23 protein-coding genes are annotated in these 21518 nt (G+C 68.5%); 12 read left to right on the forward strand and 11 right to left on the reverse strand.

Annotation, left to right across the window (positions count from 1 at the left end; genetic code table 11):
• Positions 1-11 precede the first annotated feature (11 nt).
• Positions 12-170 carry a hypothetical protein gene (locus ACFY2X_RS33525; protein ID WP_389946532.1) on the forward strand — a complete coding sequence of 53 codons (159 nt, stop codon included), beginning with the start codon at positions 12-14 and terminating at the stop codon, positions 168-170.
• Between the two features lie 3 nt (positions 171-173).
• Complete coding sequence (locus ACFY2X_RS33530) at positions 174-1619, forward strand: wax ester/triacylglycerol synthase family O-acyltransferase (protein WP_389946535.1); 1446 nt, start codon at positions 174-176, stop codon at positions 1617-1619.
• On the opposite strand, the gene ACFY2X_RS33535 is transcribed toward ACFY2X_RS33530, so the two are convergent.
• Both ACFY2X_RS33535 and ACFY2X_RS33540 read right to left on the reverse strand, forming a co-directional pair.
• Positions 1506-2033 carry an ATP-binding protein gene (locus ACFY2X_RS33535; protein WP_389946538.1) on the reverse strand — a complete coding sequence of 176 codons (528 nt, stop codon included), beginning with the start codon at positions 2031-2033 and terminating at the stop codon, positions 1506-1508. The genes ACFY2X_RS33530 and ACFY2X_RS33535 overlap by 114 nt on opposite strands.
• 220 nt (positions 2034-2253) lie before the next feature.
• Complete coding sequence (locus ACFY2X_RS33540) at positions 2254-3630, reverse strand: M1 family metallopeptidase (RefSeq protein ID WP_389946541.1); 1377 nt, start codon at positions 3628-3630, stop codon at positions 2254-2256.
• 177 nt (positions 3631-3807) lie between these two features.
• On the opposite strand from ACFY2X_RS33540, the gene ACFY2X_RS33545 reads away from it, so the two are divergent.
• Positions 3808-3990 (forward strand): hypothetical protein, encoded by a 183-nt coding sequence (locus ACFY2X_RS33545; RefSeq protein WP_389946544.1) that lies wholly within the window; start codon positions 3808-3810, stop codon positions 3988-3990.
• A gap of 97 nt (positions 3991-4087) precedes the next feature.
• On the opposite strand, the gene ACFY2X_RS33550 is transcribed toward ACFY2X_RS33545, so the two are convergent.
• From ACFY2X_RS33550 to ACFY2X_RS33560, 3 genes are all read right to left on the reverse strand, one after another.
• Positions 4088-4633 (reverse strand): type 1 glutamine amidotransferase domain-containing protein, encoded by a 546-nt coding sequence (locus ACFY2X_RS33550; RefSeq protein ID WP_389946547.1) that lies wholly within the window; start codon positions 4631-4633, stop codon positions 4088-4090.
• 77 nt (positions 4634-4710) lie between these two features.
• Positions 4711-4977 (reverse strand): DUF4031 domain-containing protein, encoded by a 267-nt coding sequence (locus ACFY2X_RS33555; RefSeq protein ID WP_389946550.1) that lies wholly within the window; start codon positions 4975-4977, stop codon positions 4711-4713.
• A complete protein-coding gene (locus tag ACFY2X_RS33560; protein ID WP_389946552.1) occupies positions 4974-5525 on the reverse strand; it encodes a TetR/AcrR family transcriptional regulator in 552 nt (183 codons plus the stop codon). Before ACFY2X_RS33560 ends, ACFY2X_RS33555 begins: the two co-directional genes overlap by 4 nt.
• Before the next feature lie 118 nt (positions 5526-5643).
• On the opposite strand from ACFY2X_RS33560, the gene ACFY2X_RS33565 reads away from it, so the two are divergent.
• Both ACFY2X_RS33565 and ACFY2X_RS33570 read left to right on the forward strand, forming a co-directional pair.
• Positions 5644-7227, forward strand: coding sequence for an MDR family MFS transporter (locus ACFY2X_RS33565; protein WP_389946556.1), 1584 nt, complete (start codon positions 5644-5646; stop codon positions 7225-7227).
• 51 nt (positions 7228-7278) lie between these two features.
• Positions 7279-8232: a GNAT family N-acetyltransferase gene (locus ACFY2X_RS33570; RefSeq protein ID WP_389946559.1), complete on the forward strand. Its 954-nt coding sequence runs from the start codon at positions 7279-7281 to the stop codon at positions 8230-8232.
• A 165-nt stretch (positions 8233-8397) separates the two neighbouring features.
• Here ACFY2X_RS33570 and ACFY2X_RS33575 read toward each other — a convergent pair whose 3' ends face one another.
• Positions 8398-9759: an MFS transporter gene (locus ACFY2X_RS33575; protein WP_389946562.1), complete on the reverse strand. Its 1362-nt coding sequence runs from the start codon at positions 9757-9759 to the stop codon at positions 8398-8400.
• 102 nt (positions 9760-9861) lie between these two features.
• On the opposite strand from ACFY2X_RS33575, the gene ACFY2X_RS33580 reads away from it, so the two are divergent.
• A complete protein-coding gene (locus ACFY2X_RS33580) occupies positions 9862-10728 on the forward strand; it encodes a helix-turn-helix transcriptional regulator (RefSeq protein ID WP_389946564.1) in 867 nt (288 codons plus the stop codon).
• A gap of 566 nt (positions 10729-11294) precedes the next feature.
• Here the strand turns inward: ACFY2X_RS33580 and ACFY2X_RS33585 are convergent.
• A complete protein-coding gene (locus ACFY2X_RS33585; RefSeq protein WP_389946567.1) occupies positions 11295-11780 on the reverse strand; it encodes a hypothetical protein in 486 nt (161 codons plus the stop codon).
• Between the two features lie 22 nt (positions 11781-11802).
• On the opposite strand from ACFY2X_RS33585, the gene ACFY2X_RS33590 reads away from it, so the two are divergent.
• On the forward strand, positions 11803-12405 hold the full coding sequence (locus tag ACFY2X_RS33590; protein ID WP_389946570.1) for a TetR/AcrR family transcriptional regulator: 603 nt from the start codon (positions 11803-11805) through the stop codon (positions 12403-12405).
• Between the two features lie 69 nt (positions 12406-12474).
• Here the strand turns inward: ACFY2X_RS33590 and ACFY2X_RS33595 are convergent, their stop codons facing one another.
• Positions 12475-13431, reverse strand: a complete 957-nt coding sequence (locus tag ACFY2X_RS33595) for a DMT family transporter (RefSeq protein WP_389946571.1) — start codon at positions 13429-13431, stop codon at positions 12475-12477.
• 149 nt (positions 13432-13580) lie between these two features.
• Here ACFY2X_RS33595 and ACFY2X_RS33600 point away from each other — a divergent pair, with 149 nt between their 5' ends.
• Complete coding sequence (locus tag ACFY2X_RS33600; RefSeq protein WP_389946573.1) at positions 13581-14429, forward strand: AraC family transcriptional regulator; 849 nt, start codon at positions 13581-13583, stop codon at positions 14427-14429.
• 161 nt (positions 14430-14590) lie between these two features.
• Here ACFY2X_RS33600 and ACFY2X_RS33605 read toward each other — a convergent pair whose 3' ends face one another.
• The 3 genes from ACFY2X_RS33605 to ACFY2X_RS33615 all read right to left on the reverse strand — a co-directional run bounded on the left by ACFY2X_RS33605 (position 14591) and on the right by ACFY2X_RS33615 (position 17586).
• Positions 14591-15577: a serine hydrolase domain-containing protein gene (locus ACFY2X_RS33605; protein WP_389946575.1), complete on the reverse strand. Its 987-nt coding sequence runs from the start codon at positions 15575-15577 to the stop codon at positions 14591-14593.
• A 439-nt stretch (positions 15578-16016) separates the two neighbouring features.
• Positions 16017-16907: an alpha/beta fold hydrolase gene (locus tag ACFY2X_RS33610; protein ID WP_389946577.1), complete on the reverse strand. Its 891-nt coding sequence runs from the start codon at positions 16905-16907 to the stop codon at positions 16017-16019.
• A gap of 67 nt (positions 16908-16974) precedes the next feature.
• A complete protein-coding gene (locus ACFY2X_RS33615) occupies positions 16975-17586 on the reverse strand; it encodes a GNAT family N-acetyltransferase (RefSeq protein WP_389946579.1) in 612 nt (203 codons plus the stop codon).
• A gap of 137 nt (positions 17587-17723) precedes the next feature.
• Between ACFY2X_RS33615 and ACFY2X_RS33620 the strand changes: the two genes are divergently transcribed.
• The 4 genes from ACFY2X_RS33620 to ACFY2X_RS33635 all read left to right on the forward strand — a co-directional run bounded on the left by ACFY2X_RS33620 (position 17724) and on the right by ACFY2X_RS33635 (position 21293).
• Complete coding sequence (locus ACFY2X_RS33620) at positions 17724-18689, forward strand: GntR family transcriptional regulator (RefSeq protein WP_389946581.1); 966 nt, start codon at positions 17724-17726, stop codon at positions 18687-18689.
• Between the two features lie 665 nt (positions 18690-19354).
• Positions 19355-20602 (forward strand): MFS transporter, encoded by a 1248-nt coding sequence (locus ACFY2X_RS33625; RefSeq protein ID WP_389946583.1) that lies wholly within the window; start codon positions 19355-19357, stop codon positions 20600-20602.
• A 116-nt stretch (positions 20603-20718) separates the two neighbouring features.
• Positions 20719-20859, forward strand: coding sequence for a hypothetical protein (locus tag ACFY2X_RS33630; protein WP_389946585.1), 141 nt, complete (start codon positions 20719-20721; stop codon positions 20857-20859).
• On the forward strand, positions 20856-21293 hold the full coding sequence (locus ACFY2X_RS33635) for a hypothetical protein (RefSeq protein ID WP_389946587.1): 438 nt from the start codon (positions 20856-20858) through the stop codon (positions 21291-21293). Before ACFY2X_RS33630 ends, ACFY2X_RS33635 begins: the two co-directional genes overlap by 4 nt.
• Positions 21294-21518 lie beyond the last annotated feature (225 nt).

Genomic DNA, 21518 nt, shown 5'->3' on the forward strand with positions numbered 1-21518 from the left:
AAAGCTTTGCGGTGTGGCAGCCGATCAGTGAGATCATCACCATCGTGGTCGTTTTCGGGCTCATCTGGCTGGCGGCTCTCGTCGTCTCCATGGTGCTTCTCGTCGCACTGGCGGCGCTGGCCGTGGCGACCGGCCGGGAGAAGAATGGGGCCAGGACTTCCGGGAGGTAGACGGTGCGCCAGCTCAGCGCGGTGGACGCGCAGTTCCTCAACATCGAGACCTCGACGAACGTCGCCAACATCGCCGGGCTGGCCATCCTGTCCGGCGAGCTGACCCGGGGAGACCTCCTCTCCCTGCTGGCCAGGCGGCTCCACCTGGCGGCCCCGTTCCGGCGGAGGCTCGCCTTCGTGCCGTTGGGCCTGGACCGTCCGTACTGGACCGAGGAATCCAGGATCGACCTCGACTACCACGTGCGTGAGATCGCGCTGCCCGCGCCGGGCAGCGACAGACAGCTCGGTGACCAGGTCGCGCGGCTGCACGCCCGCCGCCTGGACCGGCACCGTCCGCTCTGGGAGATGTATCTGATCCACGGCCTCGCCGGCGGCCGGACGGCCCTCTACATGAAGGTCCACCACGCCGCGATCGACGGCGTCACCGGTGCCAACGTCCTGGCCGCCCTCCTGGACATCTCTCCCGAACCCGCCGAGATCGCGATGGCGCCCGGGAGCGAGCCCGAGGAGCGCGTCGACACGCAAGAGATGATCATCAGGGGCGCGGCCAACATCGCCCTCAACCCGGCGCACACGGTGAAGTTCCTGGTCAACGCGATACCCCACCTGGATGAGATCCCCATACTCTCCCAGCTGCCCGGAGCGGGCCTGGTCTCCCGGGTCACCCGGGATCTGGTCAACCGCCTGTACGGCGACGCCGACGGCGCCCAGACGCCCGCGCTGCCCCGCCTGGCCGTCCCCCGCACGCCTTTCAGCGGCCGGATCAGCGGCCACCGCCGGTTCGCCTTTACCGCGCTGCCGCTGGAGGAGGTCAAACAGGTCAAGAACGCCTTCGGCGTCACGGTGAACGACGTGGTGATGACCCTGTGCGCGGCGGCGTTGCGGCAGTGGCTGCTCAAACATGACGCGCTGCCGGACCAGCCGCTCGTCGCGGGAGTGCCGTTCTCGCTGCGAACCCCCGGCGACCAGAGCGAGGGCAACCAGGTCACCATCATGATCACCACATTGGCCACGCAGATCGCCGATCCGGTGGAACGGCTGCGGGCCGTACGGGACGCGATGGCCCTGATCAAGGACCGCGCGTCGCTGGCCCCGGCCAGCTGGCTCCAGGAGGTCAGCGACATGATGCCCTCCGCCCTGACCGGCCTGGCCGCACGTGCCGCCTTCAACATGCTGGCCGAGACCGCGGGGCCGATCAACGTGGTCATCTCCAACGTCCCCGGCCCGCAGATCCCGCTCTACGTGAGCGGAGCCCGATTGCTCTCCTATCACCCCGTCTCGGTGATCACCGATGTCAGCGGTGGTCTCAACATCACCGTCTTCTCATACGACGGCTCACTTGACGTTGGCGTGATCGCCTGCCGGGAAATGGTTCCCGATGTGTGGATCATCACCGATCATCTCCGCGACGCCCTGTCCGAACTCAAGCTCCTCGCTGAGCAGGAGTGACCGGCCCGGGGCGTCCTCGACGAAGCGCAGGGCCTTCTCCAGGCAGACGATCGAGCCCTGCTCGGGCCGGTTGACGAAACGGATGTCGTCGGCGAGGGCCTTCATGATGAGCAGTCCGCGCCCGTGCTCGGAAGTGGGGGAGGGGGCACGCGCCACCGAGAAGTCGAAGCCGTCCCCCGCGTCCACAACCTTGATCACACAACGGTCGCGGAAAAGCTCGGCACTCACCATGTAGTCATCACTCGGGGTGGCGTGCTGGATCACGTTGGAGCACGCCTCCGAGAGCATGAGCTGGATGTCATCCCGGATCTGAGGCTCCACCCCCAGGGTGCAGAGCGACGAGTCCAGAAGCTGCCTGATGACCGGAACGCTTGCGGCGTCACGCGGCAGGCGCAACGCGATCGTGGCCTCCACAGTTCCTCCTTCAGCCGGTCCACCCCTAGTGCCTTGCCCTGCCTGATCCGTCCTAACCGGGCGGAGCCACCGCCTCCGCGCGCCGAGCCTCGCCCCGGCGGTGTCAACCACCGGCCGCCTCGCCGTACCCGGCCGCCGGGTCGTGCAGCGCGTTGATCAATCGATGAATCAGGCTACGGCCTGCGCCCGGAACCGGAGCGCAGGCCGTAGCAAGAAAGGATCAGAGGGTGGGCTTGCCGGGTTTGAAGAGCCAGGCGTCGAAAAGGGCATCGAGCTGCTTGCCGGAGAGACGCTCGGCGAGGGCGATGAAGGCGGAGGTGTCGGCGTTGCCGTGCCTGTGCTCGCTCGCCCACGTCCTCAGGATCGAGAAGAACGTGGTGTCGCCGACCGCGCCGCGCAGAGCGTGCAGGGTCATGGCGCCGCGGTCGTAGACGGGGTCATGGAAGAGACTCGCCGGGCCGCCGGGGTCGGCGGTCGGCGTCTGCCAGAACTCGTCGTCCTCGGGGGTGGCATAGGCCTGGTCGAAGGATGCCTGGACGGTACGAGTGCCGATCTTCTCCTGCCACAACCACTCCCCATAGGTGGCGAAGCCCTCGTTGAGCCAGATGTCCTTCCAGAGGGTCGGGGTGACGGAGTTGCCGAACCACTGGTGGGCGAGCTCGTGCGCGAGCAGCCGCTCGCTCGGCACCACGGGGTAGATCGGTCTGGTCTGCGTTTCCAGGGCGTAGCCCACGTTCGGCTCGTGATCGACGATCGCGCCCGTGGCGGAGAACGGATAGGGGCCGAAGAGCGAACTGAAGTAGTCGATCACAGGTCCGTGCCGGTCGGCCAGGTTCTTCGCGCTGTCGGCCAGCTTGGGATCGACGGCGACGATGTTGCGCAGGCCGCTGCCTGTCCTGGTGTCGGTCAGCTGGAACTTCCCGACGGTGACGGTCGTGAGGTAACTCGCCATCGGCTCGCGTGCGTCCCACACGAACGTCGTACGCCCGCCGCTGGAGCTTCGCGAGATGAGGTCGCCGTTGGCGACCGCGACGCGGTCGTCGGGCACGGTCACCGTGAACCGATAAGTGGCTTTGTCGATCATGTGGTGGTTGCCCGGATACCAGGTCATGGCGCCTTGAGGTTCGTTCGCGTTGAAGACGCCGTCGCTGGTCCTGATCCAGCCGTCGCGCGATCCGTCGGGGTCGAGCACGTGGGTGGGCTTGCCGCCGTACCTGATGAGGACTGTGAAATCGCGGCCGGACGCGATGGCGGCGGCCGGGGTGACGACGAGGTCGTCGCCGTCCCGGGTGAATGAGGCGTCCGCCCCGTCGACGGTCACCGCGTGCACGGTGAGGTCATCGACGAGGTCGAGGTTGAAGCGGCTCAGCGCCTGCGTGCTGCGGGCGCTGATCGTCGCCGTCCCGGCCAGGCTGTTGGAGCTCGGGTTGTAGTCCAGCGCGAGTTCGTAGTGGCCGGCGTCGTAGCCGCCGTTGCCCTGCTGGGGGAAGTAGGGGTCACCGGCACCGGGCGCGCCGGGCGTGCTGCCGAGCGCGGATGCAGGGGAGACCGGGAGCGCGAGGGCCGCTGCGGTCGCGAGCGCGAGGAGCTGCTTCATGACCGAATTTTGGGGGTGCTGGATCTCCTGTTAATGACATCTTGCGAACAGATTGTGCATGGTCGAAAAACGGCAGCTCACGAAGGCCCGGCGTCGCGGCCGGACCCGGCAACTCGCTGTCATCCGGTGTGGCCAGCTCGACGAACTCCGCTCGTCACGGGAGCGGGAGTTCAGGATGTGCTCGATGCGGCCTGCGGCGTCCCACCGGATGCGAGCACGCTCTACGCGGTAGCCGTACGAAGGGAAGGCGAGGGGCCAACCAGGCAGTGGACGGCGGCATTCCTCCACTCCTGGGACCCGGTCCCCCTGCGCGTGGGCCGCGAGCAGAACTGGCACGTGTTCCTGCCGCCGGAATCCTGACGCCCGGGCCCGGTGTTCTTCCAGCGGGTCGCCGGCCAGGCGATGACCCCTCCCGCACTCCGGTCACACAGCACCGAACAAGGTCTTCAGCGGTCTTCTAGGCGGAGAACGCGTCCAGGGCCGCCTGGCAGAAGGCCTTGAGGTCGTCGGGTCTGCGGCTGGTGATCAGGGTGTTCGGGCCCGAGGTGCAGATCACGACCTCGCGGTCCTCCCAGTCCGCCCCGGCGTTGCGCAGGTCGGTTCTGAGGCTGGGCCACGAGGTGACCGTCCGGCCGCGCACCGCGTCGGCCTCGATCAGGGTCCAGGGCGCGTGGCAGATGGCCGCGACGGGCTTGCCCGAGTCGAAGAAGTCCTTCACGAACCGGACGACGCTGGGCACGGTCCGCAGCATGTCGGGGTTGGCGACGCCGCCGGGCAGCACCAGCCCGTCGAAGTCGTCCGCCAGCACCTCGTCGATCGTCTCGTTCACCGGGAACCGGTCGGCCTTGTCGAGGTGGTTGAACGCCTGGACCTCGCCCGGCTGGGTGGAGATCAGCCTGGGCGTGCCCCGCGCCTGCATGACGGCGTCCCACGGCTCGGTGAGCTCGACCTGCTCGACCCCCTCCGGAGCGACGAGGAACGCGATCGTCTTGTCGTTGAGCATGATTCCCCCTGGAGGTAAGACTCTCTTCCAGAGGGCGCCCTGCCCGGTGTGCCGGCACCTATGCGTGAGGTGCCGACTCAGCGGCGGACCTTGCGTTTGCGCAGGCCGGAGGCGATGAGACGGGTGACGAGCTCACGCGATGACACCGCCTCCGCGCCCAGCGCGACCGCCCGCCCGTAGACGGTCTCGGGGACGTCGTAGTGGTCACGGTCGAAGGCGCGCGGAGGCACGCCCAGCAGGGCGGCGAAGGTGTGCAACTCCTCGATCGAGCTGTCGCTCACCAGATGTGACCAGAGCAGGCTGCGGGGACCCGGCCAGTTCGGCGGGTCGATGAGCACGCTCACCGCTGGACGAGCTCGAGCGCGACCTCCAGGGCGGCGGCCCTGCGCTCGTCGTCGGGGAGCGTGTCGTCCCTGAGCATGAACCAGGACGCGTGCAGGGCGAACAGGGCCATCGAGTTCTTCAGCCGGATCGCCGTCGGATCGTCCGGCTCGACGAGGAAGGTGATCAGCTCGAACATCCGGTCTCGGGTCTTCTCCATCACCGGGTGGTCCTTCAGCGCGGCCTGGTTGCGCTCGAAGAACCGCATGACCTCGTGGTGGCGGCCTCGGTACAGGTCTTCGGAGTAGCGACGGACCAGCTCGCGGCGGGTCTCGTCGGTACGGGGCCGGGTCCTGGCCCAGTCGATCAGTTCCTCGACCGTGTGCAGCCGAGCCTCCACCAGGCTGGTGATGATCTCGTCCTTGCTCTTGAAGTGGTAGTAGAGGGCGGCCTTGGTCACGCCGAGAGCCTCCGCTATCTCGCGGAGGGAGGTCGTCTCGTAGCCCTGCTCACTGAAGAGCTTCAGAGCGATCTCCTGAATGCGGGTCCGGGTATCGGCGTTTTCCCTCATGGTTCCCTTTGCGGCGAAATCTACTTGACGGCCGGTAAGTAGGAGGCCTACATTCCCAGCATATCCGACACTAGCCGGTCGGCAAGTAAGTAAGATCCTTTATTGAGGGGGCAAGGAAGTGACGGAGACCGCAGCCGCATCGGGGCGGCGGCGTGAGGTCATGGTGGTGTTGCCGGGCTTGATGCTCGCGATGATCCTGGCCATGCTCGACAACATGGTCGTCGGTACGGCGATGCCCCGTATCGTCGGCGAGCTCGGTGGACTGACCCACCTTTCCTGGGTGGTGACGGCCTACGTGCTGGGCACCACCGTGTCGACCCCCATCTGGGGGAAGATCGGCGACCTGTACGGCAGGAAGAACATCTTCCTCGCCTCCATCGTGATCTTCATGATCGGCTCGGCGCTCTGCGGCATGGCCGGGTCGGAGATGCTGGGCGGCCCCTCCAGCGGCATGACCCAGCTCATCGCCTTCCGCGCGCTCCAGGGGCTCGGCGCCGGAGGCCTGATGGTCAACGCGATGGCGATCATCGGTGACCTCGTCCCGCCCCGCGAGCGGGGTCAGTACCAGGGCATGATGGCCGGCGTGATGTCGCTGGCGATGATCGCCGGCCCGCTCGTCGGCGGGTTCATCACCGACCACCTCGACTGGCGCTGGGCCTTCTACGTGAACCTGCCCATCGGGTTCATCGCCCTGGCGGTGCTGGCGGTCAAGCTGCAGCTGCCCAAGTACCGCACCGAGCACCGCATCGACTGGCTCGGCGCGATCCTGCTCTCCATCGGCATCACCGCCCTGGTCCTCATCACGACCTGGGGCGGCAACGACTACGAGTGGAGCTCGCCGCAGATCATCGGCCTGGGCGCGCTCGCCGTGGTCACGCTGGCGCTGTTCGTCCCGGTGGAGCGCCGCGCCGCCGAGCCGATCATGCCGCTCGACCTGTTCCGCAACCGTAACTTCACGCTGATCTCGCTGGTCGGCTTCCTGCTCGGCTTCGCGATGTTCGGCGCCATCAACTTCCTGCCGCTGTTCCAGCAGACGGTCCAGGGAGCCTCGGCCACCAACTCCGGCCTGCTGCTGCTGCCGATGATGGGCTCGGCCATGGTGATCTCGCTCTTCGTCGGCCGGGCCATCACCAAGACCGGCAAGTACAAGGTCTACCCGGTCCTCGGTGGCGTGATCATGGCTGTCGCCATGTGGCTGCTGTCCCTCATGGACGTCGACACCCCCTCGTGGCAGACCGGCGTGTTCATCGCGGTGCTCGGCCTCGGCATGGGCTTCCTGATGCAGACCACCATGCTGATCGCGCAGAACAGCGTGGAGCAGAAGGACCTGGGCGTCGCCAGCAGCTCCTCCACCTTCTTCCGCTCCATCGGCGGATCGTTCGGTGTCTCGCTGTTCGGTGCGGTCTTCAACAACCAGCTCACCTCCAGCCTTACGGAAAAGCTGGGCCCCGCCGGTGAGAAGCTGGCCTCCAGCGGCGGCCAGTTCAACCCCGCCGCCCTGCACAAGCTGCCCGCGAACGTGCGGACCGGCTTCCTGGAGTCGCTGGCCTCGTCCATCTCCAACGTGTTCTGGTGGGCGATCCTGTTCGCCGTCCTGGTGCCGCTGCTGGCCGCCTTCATCAAGGAGATCCCGCTGCGCGGCGCCGCCCCCGAGCAGGCGGGCGAGGCCAAGACCCCGGTTCCGGCCCCGGCCCTCGACTGAGACCAAGCCGGGACCCAGCGAGATTCAAGTCACGCTGAGGAGACTGGCTCCATGAAAACAATCCCCACCGCCGCCGGGTATGTCACCCGGCGGCCCCTGGCCGAAGACGCCGGCGATATTCATGAGCTGATCTCCCTGTGCGACACGCAGGTGATCGGCAAGGCGGACATGACCCTGGACGACGTCGTCGACCAGCTGAACGAACCCGCCTTCGACAAGGAGACCGACGGCTGGGTCGTCCACGACGGGTCACGGCGCCTGGTCGCCTGGGCCTGGGCCTGCCGCAAAGGCACCAGCGACAACGTGGACATCGACGTGGTCGTGCACCCCGGAGCGTCGGGGCTCACCGGCCCGCTCTGGGACACCGTGACCGAGCGGGCCGGGCAGATCGCCGCCGAGCTCGGCCACGACAGGGCCGTGATGGACATCGGCCTGTACCGGGAGGACAGCGGCAAGCGCGCCATCGCCTCGGCACGCGGGTTCAGCCCGGCGACCAGCTTCATCCGGCTCCGCGCCGACCACGGCACGCCGGTCCCCGAGCCCGATCTCCCGCCGGGGCTGTCGGTCGACCACGGCGTCACCGAGGAGGTGCGCCGCCAGGGACACGCCGTCCAGCAGGCCGGTTTCGCCGAGCACTTCGGCTTCACCCCGAAGGACTACGAGGAGTGGTACCGGGACCTGGACGCCTCGGCCAGCACCGACTGGTCGCAGCTGACGGTCGCCCGGGTCGACGGCGAACCGGCGGCGATGCTGCTGGGCACCAACGCCTTCGCCGGGGAGGAAAACTGCGGCTACGTGCGCCAGCTGGCCGTGCTCCCGGGCTTCCGGGGCCGGGGTCTCGGCCGGTTCATGCTGCGCAGGGCCTTCGCCGCCGACGCCCGGCGCGGCCGGGTCGGCACCTACCTTCACGTGGACGCCAACAACAGCACACCCGCGCTGGACCTGTACCTGTCGGTGGGCATGCGCCAGGTGCTGGCCATCGACGTCTGGCGGCGGACGGTCTGACCGTCGCGGGCACGGCTCCGCCCGCCGTGTCCGTGAGCGGGTACGGCTCCGCCCGCCGTGTCCGTGACAGCGTGCGGAGCCGTGGCGGTGCGCCCCGCCCGTGGCGGTGTGTCCTGCCCGTGGCGGTGCGCCCCGCCCGTGACGGCGGGCCGTTTCCGCGGGGGCTCATCGCCGCAGCAGCGGCAGCGCGCACGCCCCGGTGGCCAGCGCCGTGACCGCCAGGGCCACACCGGTGCTCGTGGCCGAACCCCCGCTCAGATACAGCGTGCCGAACGTGGCCACACCCACGACCTGGCCGAGCTGGGCCATCATGACGAACAGCCCGCTGGCGTCGGGCGCGTCCTCGGGGGCCACGTGGGTGAGCGCGATCGCGAGCACCGGGCTGAACGCCCCGCCGAGGCCGAACCCGGTCACGGCCAGGGCCACGGTGAGAAGCGGCTGGCCGTGACCGCCGCCGCTCAGCGCCAGCGACAGGCCCAGGTAACCCAGTGCGGCCACCCCGAAGGAGGCGACGATCATCCGGCGCTGCAGGCGCTCGGGGACCCGCCGCCAGTTGAGGCTGGCCACGGCGAAGGCCACCGCGCCGGGAACGAACGTCAGGCCCGCCCGCAGGGGGCTGTCGCCCAGGGGACCCTGAAGATGCAGGGCGAGACTGAACAGGAATCCTCCGTAGGTCGCCATCACCCCGAAGATGGCCAGCGCGGAAGTGACCACCCCGGGCGCCCGGAGCACCCGCGCGGGCACCAGCGGGGCGGCCGCTCTCCGCTCGACCAGCGCGAAGATCCCCGTGAACGCCACGCTCGCGGCCATCGCGGCCCATCCCCACAGCGGCCAGTCCTGCTCGTGACCCAGCACCAGCGGCACCACCAGAAGGCTGAGCGCCAGGGAGAGCGTGACCAGACCGGGCAGGTCCAGGGCGCGGTGGCGCAGGGGACCTCCGCCGGGCAGCAGCCTCGCGCTCACGACGAGCAGGCCGAGCCCGATCGGCACGTTGACCAGGAAGACCGGCCGCCACGTCGTTCCCAGCAGGTCGGCGGAGACCAGCACTCCGCCCAGCACCTGGCCGACCACGGCGGCCCCAGAGATCACCGTGGCGTAGAGGCTGAGCGCGCGGGCACGCGCGACCCCCTCGAAGTTCGTCTGGATCATGCTCAGCACCTGCGGCACCATCAGGGCCGCTCCCGCGCCCTGAAGCAGCCGGAAGGCGATGAGCTGCTCGGCGGAGGCGGCCAGCCCGCAGGCGAGGGAGGCGGCGGTGAACCCCGCCAGGCCGTACAGGAACAGGCGGCGCCCGCCGTACCGGCCGCCCAGCCGGGCACCGGTGATCAGCAACATGGCGTAGGCGATGGTGTAGCCGGAGGTGATCATCTGAAGCGCCGAGCCGGACGTGCCGAGGTCGGAGCGGATCATGGGGGAGGCGACGTTGACGATGGAGACGTCCAAGATGGCCATGAACTGCCCGGTCAGGATCACCGTCAGCAGCCAGGGAGTGCGAAGGGCCGGAGCCCGGGTGGATATCGCGGTCATGGGGACGACGATGGGCCCGCGCGGATACCGGTAACGAGAGCCTGCCGATCCTGGTACTGACAGCACCTGGCAGGCGGGCCGCCCATCGGCCAGCATGGGGCGATGACCATGACCCAGCCGCGTGCCCGCCGGGCCGAGCTTGCGTCTTTTCTGCGCAGCCGCCGTGACCGCATCACCCCGGACGCGGTGGGTCTGCCCCCGGGCCTGCGCCGCCGTACCCCCGGCCTGCGGCGTGAGGAGGTCGCCATGCTCGCCGGAGTCGGCGTCACCTGGTACACCTGGCTGGAGCAGGGGCGGCCGATCAACGTCAGCGTCCAGGTGCTCGACGCGATCTCCCGGACCCTCGAGCTGGACGAGGCCGAGCGCGAGCACCTCTACCGGCTCGCCGACGTGCCGACCGTGCCCCAGCCCGACGTCTGCGGGCAGCTGGAACCGGAGACCCAGCTCATCCTCGACCATCTCGACCCGCTGCCGGCCGCGGTCTACAACGGTCGCTACGACCTGCTGGCCTGGAACGGCACCTACAGCGCGCTGTTCCCGGGCCTGACGTCGGAGCCTCCCGCCACCCGCAACGCGCTGTGGCAGATCTTCGCCGTGGGCCAGTGCTGCAGCCCGGTGGTCAACCGCGCGGAGGAACTGCCGCAGATGGTGGCCACCCTGCGAGCGGGGTTCGGACGGCACCTCGGAGAGCCCGCCTGGACCGACTTCGTCCGGCGGCTGTCGGCCGTCAGCCCGGAGTTCGCGAGCATGTGGGCCACCCACGACGTGGCTCGGCCCGGAAGCCGGATGAAGATCTTCCAGCACTCCGCGGCCGGGCAGGTGCGCACGATCTCCACGAGCATGGCGCTGGCGTCGCCGCCCGAGACACGGCTGGTGATCTACACGCCGCTGGACGACGAGAGCCGCGAGCGCATCTCCTGGATCAGGGCGCACCCCGGGAGCCCGCCGGTGGCCCCCCACGCCCACTAACGTGTTATTCAGCCCTGGGCTTCGCTCACCCAGCGAGCCTGCCGTCCGGCTTTCAACGCGGTGGAGATCATCTCTGCTGCCAGGGTGGGCTTGAAGGCCATTTGTACTTCATGGTGCGAGCCTTACAGGCGGACTGAATTCGACGTAGGCACCATTTCCTCAAGTGAGATCGCACATATCGCCGTCGCTGCTACAGGCCCGTTCGTGCACGTTGGCCGACGAAGCGCTCGTGGCCGCCACTGACGCCCCTGCGGGCATCATTGCCATGGCGATCAAGGATGCGCACAGGATGCTCACACGGGTGGCTGGCCTGGCCGTTGCCGACTTCATGACCCCCCTTTCTCCTGCATTGCAGCTCTACTGGATGTTCGTGGTCACTCGTCCTGCGCGCACTATTCCTGTACGCGGCGAACAGAGATGGCAACACGCCGCCGTGAAACTTCGCAATGAACTTAATGCATTGATTGGGACTGGTTTCAGAGAAATGTCACCCGCCGCGCCCGCCAACCGGCATAAGAGTCCAGCAACCCGACTCCACCTAACACGGGGAACATCATCCCGGGTGATCAGTTCCCGGGCGGGTTGGTCCCTCTGCTCTCCAGTCGCTGCTTGGCCCCGTGAACCTCTTTGTGCACGTCGGCAGGCAGTCGGCGACGCAGGATCGGCTCCAGCAGCCAGCGCAGCAACGGCGCGAACTCGATCGAGATCATGCGCGTCACCTTCGAGACCCCGTCCGCAGTGGCCTTCGCTTCGAAGGAGGCGCTGAAGCGGGACAGTCGGTGGTTCAAGCGGTTGCGGGGCAGGGGCGCGTACTGGACGTCGACGCGCAGGCCAGGAGTCAGGCGCATTTGGGAGACCAGCTTGGGCGCTGGACCCAGGACACCAGGCAGAACGGGGCGAAACTTGAACTCCACGAGGTTGTCGATGCGGCGTACCCAGTCGATCGGGCCGATCTTGTCATCGATCTCCGCGTAGCGGCCGACGTCCATGACGAACTCCAGATACTCCTCCGGCGTGCAGCGAATGGTCTCTTCCACGATCACTTGAACCATAGAAAGAGAGTACTCTCTCACTATGGCGAGAACCAATCCCGGCGTGACTCGAAAGCGCATTCTCGACGAGGCCATCCGGCTGTTCGCACTCCGTGGCTACGACGCGACCTCCGTGGCCGACATCCAGCAGGCATGCGGGCTCGCCGGCGGCTCAGGAGCGCTCTACAAGCACTTCCCTTCCAAGCAGGCACTGCTCGAGACGGCCGTGCGGCGCAACCTGGGCACGATGGCGCTCAGGAGGCAGGAGGTGGTGGAGCAGGTTCCGGACGACCCACGCGAGGCGCTGCGCATGATGGCGCGAGCCGTGTGGGACGTGATCGACGGCGACAGGGACCTGGTGCGCATCATGCTGCGCGAGTTCACCGCGTTCCCGGAGATCTTCGAGCCGATGTGGCAGGGCGTGCTGGCCACCCTCTACCGCGAGTGCGCCACCTGGATCGAGGCCCAGCGGGCGCTGGGCGTGGTAGAGGCGGCCGATCCGGAGGCCACGGCCGCCGTGCTCATCTCGTCCCTGACTTACTTCCCGCTGCTGGACCTCCTCATCGGTCACACGCCGGGTAATCTGGGGCGGGAGACGTTCCTGGCCGCGTGGACCGAACACGCGGCCCGCACGCTCGCCCTTTGACCTCGCCCGAGGTCGCCGTGAGCGAGATGAGCGCGGCGGCTGTGAGAAGCGGCTCGGGCTCCGGCAATCTCAGGACGTGATAGCGCGATGCCGCTTCGGGATCCTGCCTTGGGTGACAGCGAGGACGGCTCCGACGGAGAGTACGGCCGCTCCCACCGCCTGCACGGCGTCAAAGGACTCGTCCAGGAGCAGGGCGGAGCATGTGGTCCCGACGACGGGTACGAGGAACATCATGATGGACGCCGACGCGGGGCCTGCGGCCTGAAGGCCTCGATAGTAGAGCAGGTTCGCCACCGCGGTCGGGCCGAGCGCCACGAAGACGACGTTCAGCCAGACATAAGCGGGCACGTCGTGCCAGGCGACCTCGACGGCCGCTGGCGCGCTGTAGACCACCAGCAGCACGGCCCCGCTCACCATGGCGTACGTCGTCGCCCGAAGCGGCTCGATACCGGCAAGAACACGGCGGCCCAGCAGCGTGAACCCGGCCCAGCAGCCGGCACTGAGCAGGAACAGCAGATCGCCCGCGAGCCGGGCCTGGCCTCCGCCCGCCGCTCCGCCCGAGCCCAGGAAGAAGATCACGGCCCCGGCCGCCCCGCACGCCAACCCCGCCACCCGCGCCGCCGACGCCTTCTCCTGCCGCGTGACCAGCAGAAAGGCCGTGGTCAGCACGGGACTCATGACCGGGACGATGGTGCTCCCGTCGATCGCCGGCGCGAGCGACAGTCCCCAGAAGAACAGTAGGTTGTACACGAAGACGCCGAGCACACCCGCGCCGGCCGCCCTCGCCCAGTCCCGCGGCGACGACCGCCGGCGGTCACCGCCCTCACCGTCCCGCCGGGACAACCGCAGGGCGACCAGCAGCGCCAGAGCACCACCGCCGAAACGCAACACCGCGACCACGGAGTGGGGCAGGTGATCGACGATCACCTTGGAACTGCTGAAGCCACTTCCCCACAACAGCATCGTCGTGGCTAGCAGCAGGTACGGCCGGGTACCGACTGGACTGCCCGTTATCGTGTTCGCCATGGGAGCACCTCCGCAACGCGTCCTTCCGCGCCCGTGGACCATGGAGGCGGGCGCGACAACCAGCGAACATGCTGCGCTCACACCGACCGGCCGGTCTTGTACGCTCGTGCGCCGCACTCATGTTCGCGGGCGAACGAGGTGATGACGAGATGACCGGCAGGAGCCGGACAGCCCGGGAGTGGGCGACGTACTGGCGCTCGGCCGAGATGCCGCTGGAGGCCATGTACGCGAGCTTCCTGCGCCACCGCTACCACCGCCACAGCCACGAGACCTACTCCTTCGGCGTCACCGAGCACGGCGCGCAGACCTTCACGTGCCGCGGCGCCGGGCACACGAGCGCGGCCGGGATGGTCATGGCGTTCAACCCGGACGAGGTGCACGACGGGCACGCGGCCCACGAACAGGGATTCACGTACCGGATCGTGCACATCGGCGAAAAGCTGATCACCGACGTCATCGCCGACGTGACGCAAGGTCCCGCCGGATTGCCACTGTTCGCCGCCCCGGTCCTCGACTCTCCCGTCCTCGCGGCGCGGCTGCGCAGGCTGCACACCGCGCTGTCACACGGCGTCGGCCCGCTCGAGCGCGACGAGCTCCTCTGCGCCGCCGTCGCCGCCCTCGCGCGCCTGGCCGCGCGTACGCCTGCGCGACCCCGCGCCATTCCTCGTACGCCGGCGGTCGCGCATCTTGCCGCGAAGGCGCGCGAACTGATCCACGACCGCTACGCCGACCCGATCAGCGCCGACGACCTCGCGGTCTGGACCAGTTCCAGCCGGTACGCCGTCTACCGGGCCTTCCGCACGACCTACGGGCTGGCACCCAGCGAATATCAGCGCCAGCTGCGCCTGCGTGCCGCACGCCGCCTGCTCGCCCGGGGACACCCCGCGGCCCGGGTCGCTGGCGAGGCCGGTTTCACCGACCAGGCCCACCTCACCCGCTGGTTCACCCGCTCGTACGGCGTCACGCCCACCCAATACCGGCTGGCGAAAGCCGACTGACAGTTCGACGGTGCTGGCGACCCGGACTCTGATCAGGCAACAGGCCTCACTGGCGACCCGCTCCAGAGCATCGTTGACCGCCGCCTTCACGCCGGGCTCGGAGCGCCCGCTCACCGTGCACTCCATATCGACTGCAGCGCCACAGGTTTGGGTGATGAAGATCAGCTGTTGAGTACCGCGTGGGTGTGTTCGGTCAGCAGCGAGAGTCCGCAACGATCGACTGATGCCGAGGTGGCGGACAAGATGACGGCGCCGGTCCCGGTGTCGCGGTCGAGGCCGGCCCAGGACCGAAAGCCGCCGGTACCGCCGTTGTGCCAGGCGATCTGACGCCCTTTGACTACGATGGTGATCCAGCCCGCGCCGATGCGTGCTCCCTTGCCGAAGGGGGCGACCGGATCGAGGGCGGTGATCCCGGGTGCGGAGCCGTCGAGCAGCGCCGCTACCAGGCGAGCCACGTCCTGGATGGAGGCTCGGATGCCACCTGCAGGCCCTATCGCTTCCCCGGTCCACGGTTGCCGGGGTCTACCTCGCCGACTCCTGCCGATGAGCGCGTTCGGCCCGAGCTGATCGGCTGCCGCGGGCAGGTAGAAGTGGTCGAGTGCCAGTGGGCCGACGATGCGCTGATGAACAAGTTGCGCGTAAGACCTTCCGGCCGCGCTGGCGAGTGCATGGCCGAGCAGCTCGAACCCGAAGTTGGAATAGCGTGCTCGTGGCCTGCCCACCCGCACCTTCCGCGCTTGGGTGAGAAGTTGCTGGAGGTTCTCACCGTAAGGGTTGGTGCCGTGCCACCAGAGGGCGAAGTTGCGCCGCAGTGGACGCGCCGACCTGGGCAGTCCGGGCAGCCCCGACCGATGCTGACTGAGCGAGGCCAACGTCACTTGTGCGGCCGGGACATCGCCGAGCGGCAGCAGTTCGCCCAGGGTCGAGTCACGCCGGATCTCCCCGCGTTCCAGCGCATCGGCATACAGCAACCCAGTGACCGCCTTCGAGATCGACCCGAGCTCGAAGTCCGCATCCAGGTCAGTGCCACGACTGGCCACTGTCACGCCACCAGGGGCGATCAGGGCGGCGGCCGCCACAGAGTGCCGGGAGCCCAGCAGTTCCTCGATTCTCGTGGCGAGCCCACCGTCGCCGTGCACCGCCGTCACGATCGACCGCCAAACACTCGACGACCCGCGCGAATCCGGGCCATGGCACCCAAGCCCACCAACGGGTCCTTGTCCGCCGTAGCGACCACGAGGCCGGCCAGCCCTTCAACGTCCATTGGTAGTCAGGGGCGCGGTGCTCTTGCGAGCCCGCTTCCCCATCCCCTTTCAATCCGTACGTGCGGTTTTCCCGCATGCCGCTTACCGATGATCTTCTTGACATGGTGACGCCGCCTTGTAGTTGTCCACCTGCCGGAACTTGATGGCGGCGTTCCCGGTGCGGAAGAAGTTGCGAACCTCTGATTTCGGGATCTCCACACGCCGAACCGGCGCAGGACGATACCGGCCCAGGCGAAGGTCATCTTGGAGCTCACCGGGCATCCGGCCAACCCGTAATCCTCCACTACTAGAACACGACCTGCCTGGGCCATGCCGTGCCGGGTCAGCGGCTGGCGAGCTCTGCGAAGATCTTCACCAGTTCAGGCCGGTCGAACGGGCCGACATGAGGTGCCGCGACGCTTCGGACGTCGGTCGGATTGTCCGGAGTGAGACGGTCGGCCTCTGTGATGAAACGGTCTTGCAGCGACGGCGGGATCAGCCGGTCCAGGGTGAGGCGCACGTACGTCCGGGGGATCCGGCCCCAGGTGTGTGCTTCGCCCCGGGCTTCAGCCAGGGGAATGCTGGCGGTCTCGTCCGGCTCCAGCATGTTGAGCAGCCGGTTCACCCCTTCGTTGGTGAAGTCTCCGGCAAGGGCCTCCTTGACGCCTTGGAACACCGCCGGGTCGGCCGAGCGCCAGTTGAGCCGGCTCACCCCGAGAATCGCCGGATCGGCGACCATCGCCGCGGTTACTTGGGGGAGCAGGCTTTCGCTGTTCTCCGGCGTTTCGAGATAGGCGGCCACGTTCGGCAGGTCCACGCAGCAGTACGCCGCCACGTAGACGACCCGTTCGAGCAGTTCGGGGATGGCGTTGCCGACTCTGCTCACGGTGACGCCGCCCTGGCTCATGCCGACCAGGATCACGGGCCCGTGGCGGCGGGCGCGGCGCACCACGTCCACAACGCGCTCGACATAGTCGTCGATGGTGATCTTCGCGAGCGGCGACGGTTCGGTCGCCAGCGCCTGGAGGTCCTGCGGGGCCTGGTACGAACGGGGGTAGAAGGCCTCGCGGCCGTGTCCCGGAAGGTCGACGGCCACGCATCGGTGCCCGCGCAGGGTGAGTTCGCTGGTCAGCCCCGAAGCCCAGGCGGAGGAGGAGTTGGTGCCGTGGATGAACACCAGGGTCGGCGGTCGCCGATCGGCGTCGCGGGCCTCGGCTTCATGGTTCGTTGTCACTGACGTTCGCTTTCCTTGTGTCTGTCGGACGGGTGGTGTGAGCTGATGTGTCGTGGTGTCTCGGCGGTCATCGGTGCGGTGGGCGCCACATCGGCCACAGGAGCGGGCTGTCCGCCACGCGAACCGGTTCGCCGAGATCCTCGAATCCGTGCCGCTGGTAAAGGGCACGGCTCCGGGGCGTACTCGCCTCCAGATACGCGGCGAGACCGTCGGCGTCCGCTCGCTCCAGCCGGTGCCGCAGCATCGCCGAGCCGAGTCCGGCGCCCTGCCGCCCGCTGATCACCCCCATGCAGGGGAGGTAGAGATGCGGTTCGCGGTCGGGGTGCCGCGGGGCCAGCGCGTGACCCAGGGCCAGCAACCGCGCACCGTTCTCACCGAAGACCGAGTCCGAGCCCGCCCTGGGCGCGTCCGGTCGCTCCTCATGGGGGGTCTGGCCTGCGGTCAGCGTCAGCCATACCGAGGCGCCCTCGCGACGGCCGGCCAGATACGCCTCGGCGGTGGGATGGGTGAGCAGAGGGCGGTAGAAGTGCGGCTGAAGGCGTCCTCTTTCGCCCACCTCGGGGAAGAGCCAGCAGAGGAGTGGGTCGTTCAGGAACGCCTCGGTCAGGACGTCCAACACCGCCTGCTGGTCTCCGTCCTCCGCCTGCCGCACGGATGCGTACGGTGTATCAAATGCCATGCGTACATCGTATGAGGACGGCTTCATAGCTAGAGCTATTTACCGATATTTAGGGGTATGAAGTGAACTAGTGCTGGAAGGATTGAACTAGTACACTCTCGACAGGTGGCGACCTCACCAAGAGATCGGGGGCTCCCATGCCGTCGTCAACCCGGCGACCGGAACCGCCATACCGGCAGATCGTCGCGGAGATCCGCGCCCGGATCCTGACCGGCGACCTGCGGCCCGGCGATCGGATGCCTTCCATCCGGCAGATCGCCCAGCGATGGGGCGTCGCGGTCGCGACCGCGACCAGAGTGATGGCCACTCTCCGTGACGAAGGACTGGTCGAAACGAAGGTCGGCGCCGGCACGGTGGTCAACGTTCCCGCAGGCCACAAGCGGTCAGCCAGCCTGACCACGCCACCGAGGCCGCGGCGGGGTCCCACCCCCAGGCAGGCGCTGAACCGGAAGCAGGCTCTCCGCACCGCCATCGCGATCGCTGACGCCGAGGGGCTCGACGCCGTGTCCATGCGGCGACTCGCGGCCGAGCTCGGAGTGGGTCCGATGTCGCTGTACCGGCACGTGGCCAACAAGGACGAACTGGTGACGCAGATGGCCGACCAGGTCTTCGGCGAACCGGAGCTCCCCATCCCGGGGCCGGAGGGGTGGCGGGCCAAGCTCGAACTGATCTCCCGCCGGCAATGGGAGCTGTGCCGGCGACACCACTGGCTGCCCAGGGCCGTCTCGTTCACGCGTCCGTTGCTGGTGCCCAACATGATGGCGCACACCGAATGGACCCTGCGCGCACTCGATGGGCTTGGGCTGCCCATGGCGACCCGGATTCGTGAGGCGCTCACGCTGCACGCGCTGGTTCACACCGTTGCGCTGTCCATGGCAGATGAGGTCGAAGCCGAGCAGGAGACCGGTGTGACGCTCGACCGGTGGTGGCTGGTACAGCGGAAGCGGGCCGACGAACTGCTCAGCAGCGGACGGTATCCGCTGCTGGCCACAGTTACCGGGGAAGCGGTGTCGGACGTGGACGGCTTGTTCGAGTACAGCCTCGCACGGCATCTCGACGGTTTCGCCGTCCTGGTGGGGGATCAAGCCCGACCACGGCCATGACGGCGCCGCGCCATCCGGCGGACAAGGCGTACGCCTCTCAGGCCAACAGGACCTTGAGCTTCGCTTTTAAGTGCGCCACGAGCGCAGAAGGTGAAGTTATTGTGCAGGTGACCTTGTTGGATGCGGTGCTGTGCAGGAGATGAAGGCCTGGCCCTTCGGCGTTGCCTTGCGGGGGAGACGTCAAACCGCCTCAAGCTGCGTTGGCTGAAGACCGTCGCCGACCTGGCCGAACTTGTCCGTATCCATGGCATCCGCAACTGGATCGAGCAGGGCTGCAAAGGTACCGAGGAGCCGGTGGTGGCCGTCCCCAGACCCGGGGTCTGGCCCGCTGGTCGAGCTGGGCGGTGGCGATGCGGGTGGCGTGGTCGATGTCGGCGGGGCAGGCGAAGGAGGTCCCGGCCAGGGTGTGGTGGCGGAAGATCCGCGGGACCGGTCGCTGAAGGAAAATATCCACGGCATCCCCGACGAGCGATCGCAAACGAATCACGGTCTTAGCGGCGCACGTAGCCACGCGCGTACTCCGGTGCTCGCCGGGCATGGCGAGTGAAGACCAAGCACAAAGCACTCAACGGGCAGGACTTTCGCCCCTACGAGGCATGCGGCTTTTTCGGTGGGATGCGAGGGAAGAGGGCAGGGCACGAACCGGCGCGACAAGGACGGATGAGATGAGCACCGATGCGACCAAGCGAACAGTCCCGCGCGGCTCTGCCCGCCGGCCGGCGCTGATGCTGGCATTGGCGACCGTGGGATTCGCGGTGAACTTCTGGGCGTGGGCGCTGCTCAGCCCGCTGGGCCCGCGGTTCAAGGAACTGCTGGGCCTGTCGGCTTCCCAGCAGGCGCTGCTGGTCGCGGTCCCGGTGATCGTCGGCTCGCTGGGCCGCGTCCCCGTCGGGGCGCTCACCGACCGGTTCGGAGGCCGGGTGATGTTCCCGCTGATCTCGGCGGCCACCATCGTCCCGGTGCTGTTCATCGGCGTGGCCGGGCAGGACTCGTTCGCGGGGCTGCTGGTGGGCGGGTTCTTCCTGGGCATCGGCGGGACGGTGTTCGCCGTGGGCGTGCCCTTCGTCAGCGCGTGGTTCCCGCCTGAGCGCCGCGGTCTGGCCGTCGGTGTCTTCGGCATGGGCATGGGCGGCACCGCGATCAGCGCCCTGACCACGGTCATGCTGGTCAGGACCGGTGGCTCGGCCACCCCGTTCCTGCTCACCGCGGTCGTGCTCGCCCTCTACGCCGTCGTGGCCTGGTTCGTGCTGCGGGACGCGCCGGGCCGTACGGCGCCGGCCCAGTCGATCATGACGCGCCTGGCCGCGGCCGTGCGCCTGCCGATCACCTGGCAGGCATGCCTGCTGTATGCGATAGCGTTCGGCGGCTACGTCGCCTTCTCCGTCTACCTGCCGGTCTACCTGCAGTCGGCCTACGGCCTGGAGCAGGCCGACGCGGCCAACCGGATGGCCGGGTTCGTGATCTTGGCGGTTGCGATGCGTCCCGTCGGCGGCTGGCTGTCGGACCGGATCGGGCCGGTTCCCATCCTGGTCGCCGTGTTCGCCGTAGTCGCGCTCTGCGCCGCGGTGCAGGCGTTCACCCCGCCGCTGATGATGTTGGGCACGGTCGCTTTCCTGACCATGGCCGCGGCGCTCGGCGCCGGCAGCGGGGCCACCTTCGCCCTGGTCGCGGCGGTGGCCCCGGCCGACAAGGTCGGGTCGGTCACGGGCCTGGTCGGCGCCGCCGGAGGGCTGGGCGGGTTCTTGCCGCCGCTGGTGATGGGCTTCGTCTATGGCCGGTTCGGCACCTATGGGCTGGGCCTGGCCCTGCTGTCCGGCGTGTCGGTGCTGATGCTGGTGCTGACGGTCACCGCGGTTCGTTCCACGGCCCGGCGCTCGGCCGCGCCGCCGGTGTCGTCGATGTTCTCACGTTGACGTCAGCGGGAGGCGGGAACGGCTGAGCGATTTCGGCGGCCCACCGCAGGCGCGCGGATCGCCGGGGTGGGTCTGCCTGCGGTGGCGCTCCGCTCTACGACTGAAAGGCGACCGAGGTGACGTCTGTCGAGGTACGCGTCGAGAAGGGCCCGCCCGGGCCGCCCGCCGAGCCCGGGCGCCGCCTCAACGCCGCCGCAGTGGCCGTGCTGTTCGGGGTGGCGGGCGCGCACGGCCTGTTCGAGGTCGGCGCACCGTGACCTGGTGGACGGTGGTGCGCTTCGCCCACGTGCTGTCGGCGGCGCTGTGGGTCGGCGGGCAGCTGACGGTGTCGCTGGTGGTGCTGCCGCTGGCTCGGCGCCTGCTGGACGACCAGCGGCGTGGCCAGGTGCTGACCGCGGTCGGCCGCCGCTTCGGACTGTTCACCGGTGCGGTTTTCCTGCCGGTGCAACTCGGTACGGGCGTGGCCCTCGCCTGGCGTAAGGGGATCACTTGGGCGTCCCTGGCCGAGCCCGGTTACGGGCGGATCCTGGCGGCCAAGCTGGTGCTGTTCTGCGCGGTCATGGCCGCGGCCGCTCTGCACGGGTGGGCCACCGGCACCGGGCGCGCCGCCTTCGCCCGGGCCATGGCGGTGACGTCGCTGGTGGGGTCGATCGGCGTCGTGCTGCTGGCGACCGCGTTACCCGCTACCTGAACCGCCCCTGGCCCGGTTACGGCAGGTTCGGGGTCTTTCAGGACCTGAAGGTGGGACTAAAGACCCTGACATGTCCCTATGACCGGCCGCGAGGATCGAAACATCTTGCCCGGCATCCGGCACCGCCCCGGATCGGCCGGTAGTGAACCGGTCGAACGGGCACCGGGTTTGCCACGCGGATATCCGGTCACAAAAGCGCCAATAGCGGTGTGTCCGGTTTGTTGC

The sequence above is a fragment of the Streptosporangium sp. NPDC000396 genome (assembly GCF_042898655.1).
GTDB lineage: Bacteria > Actinomycetota > Actinomycetes > Streptosporangiales > Streptosporangiaceae > Streptosporangium.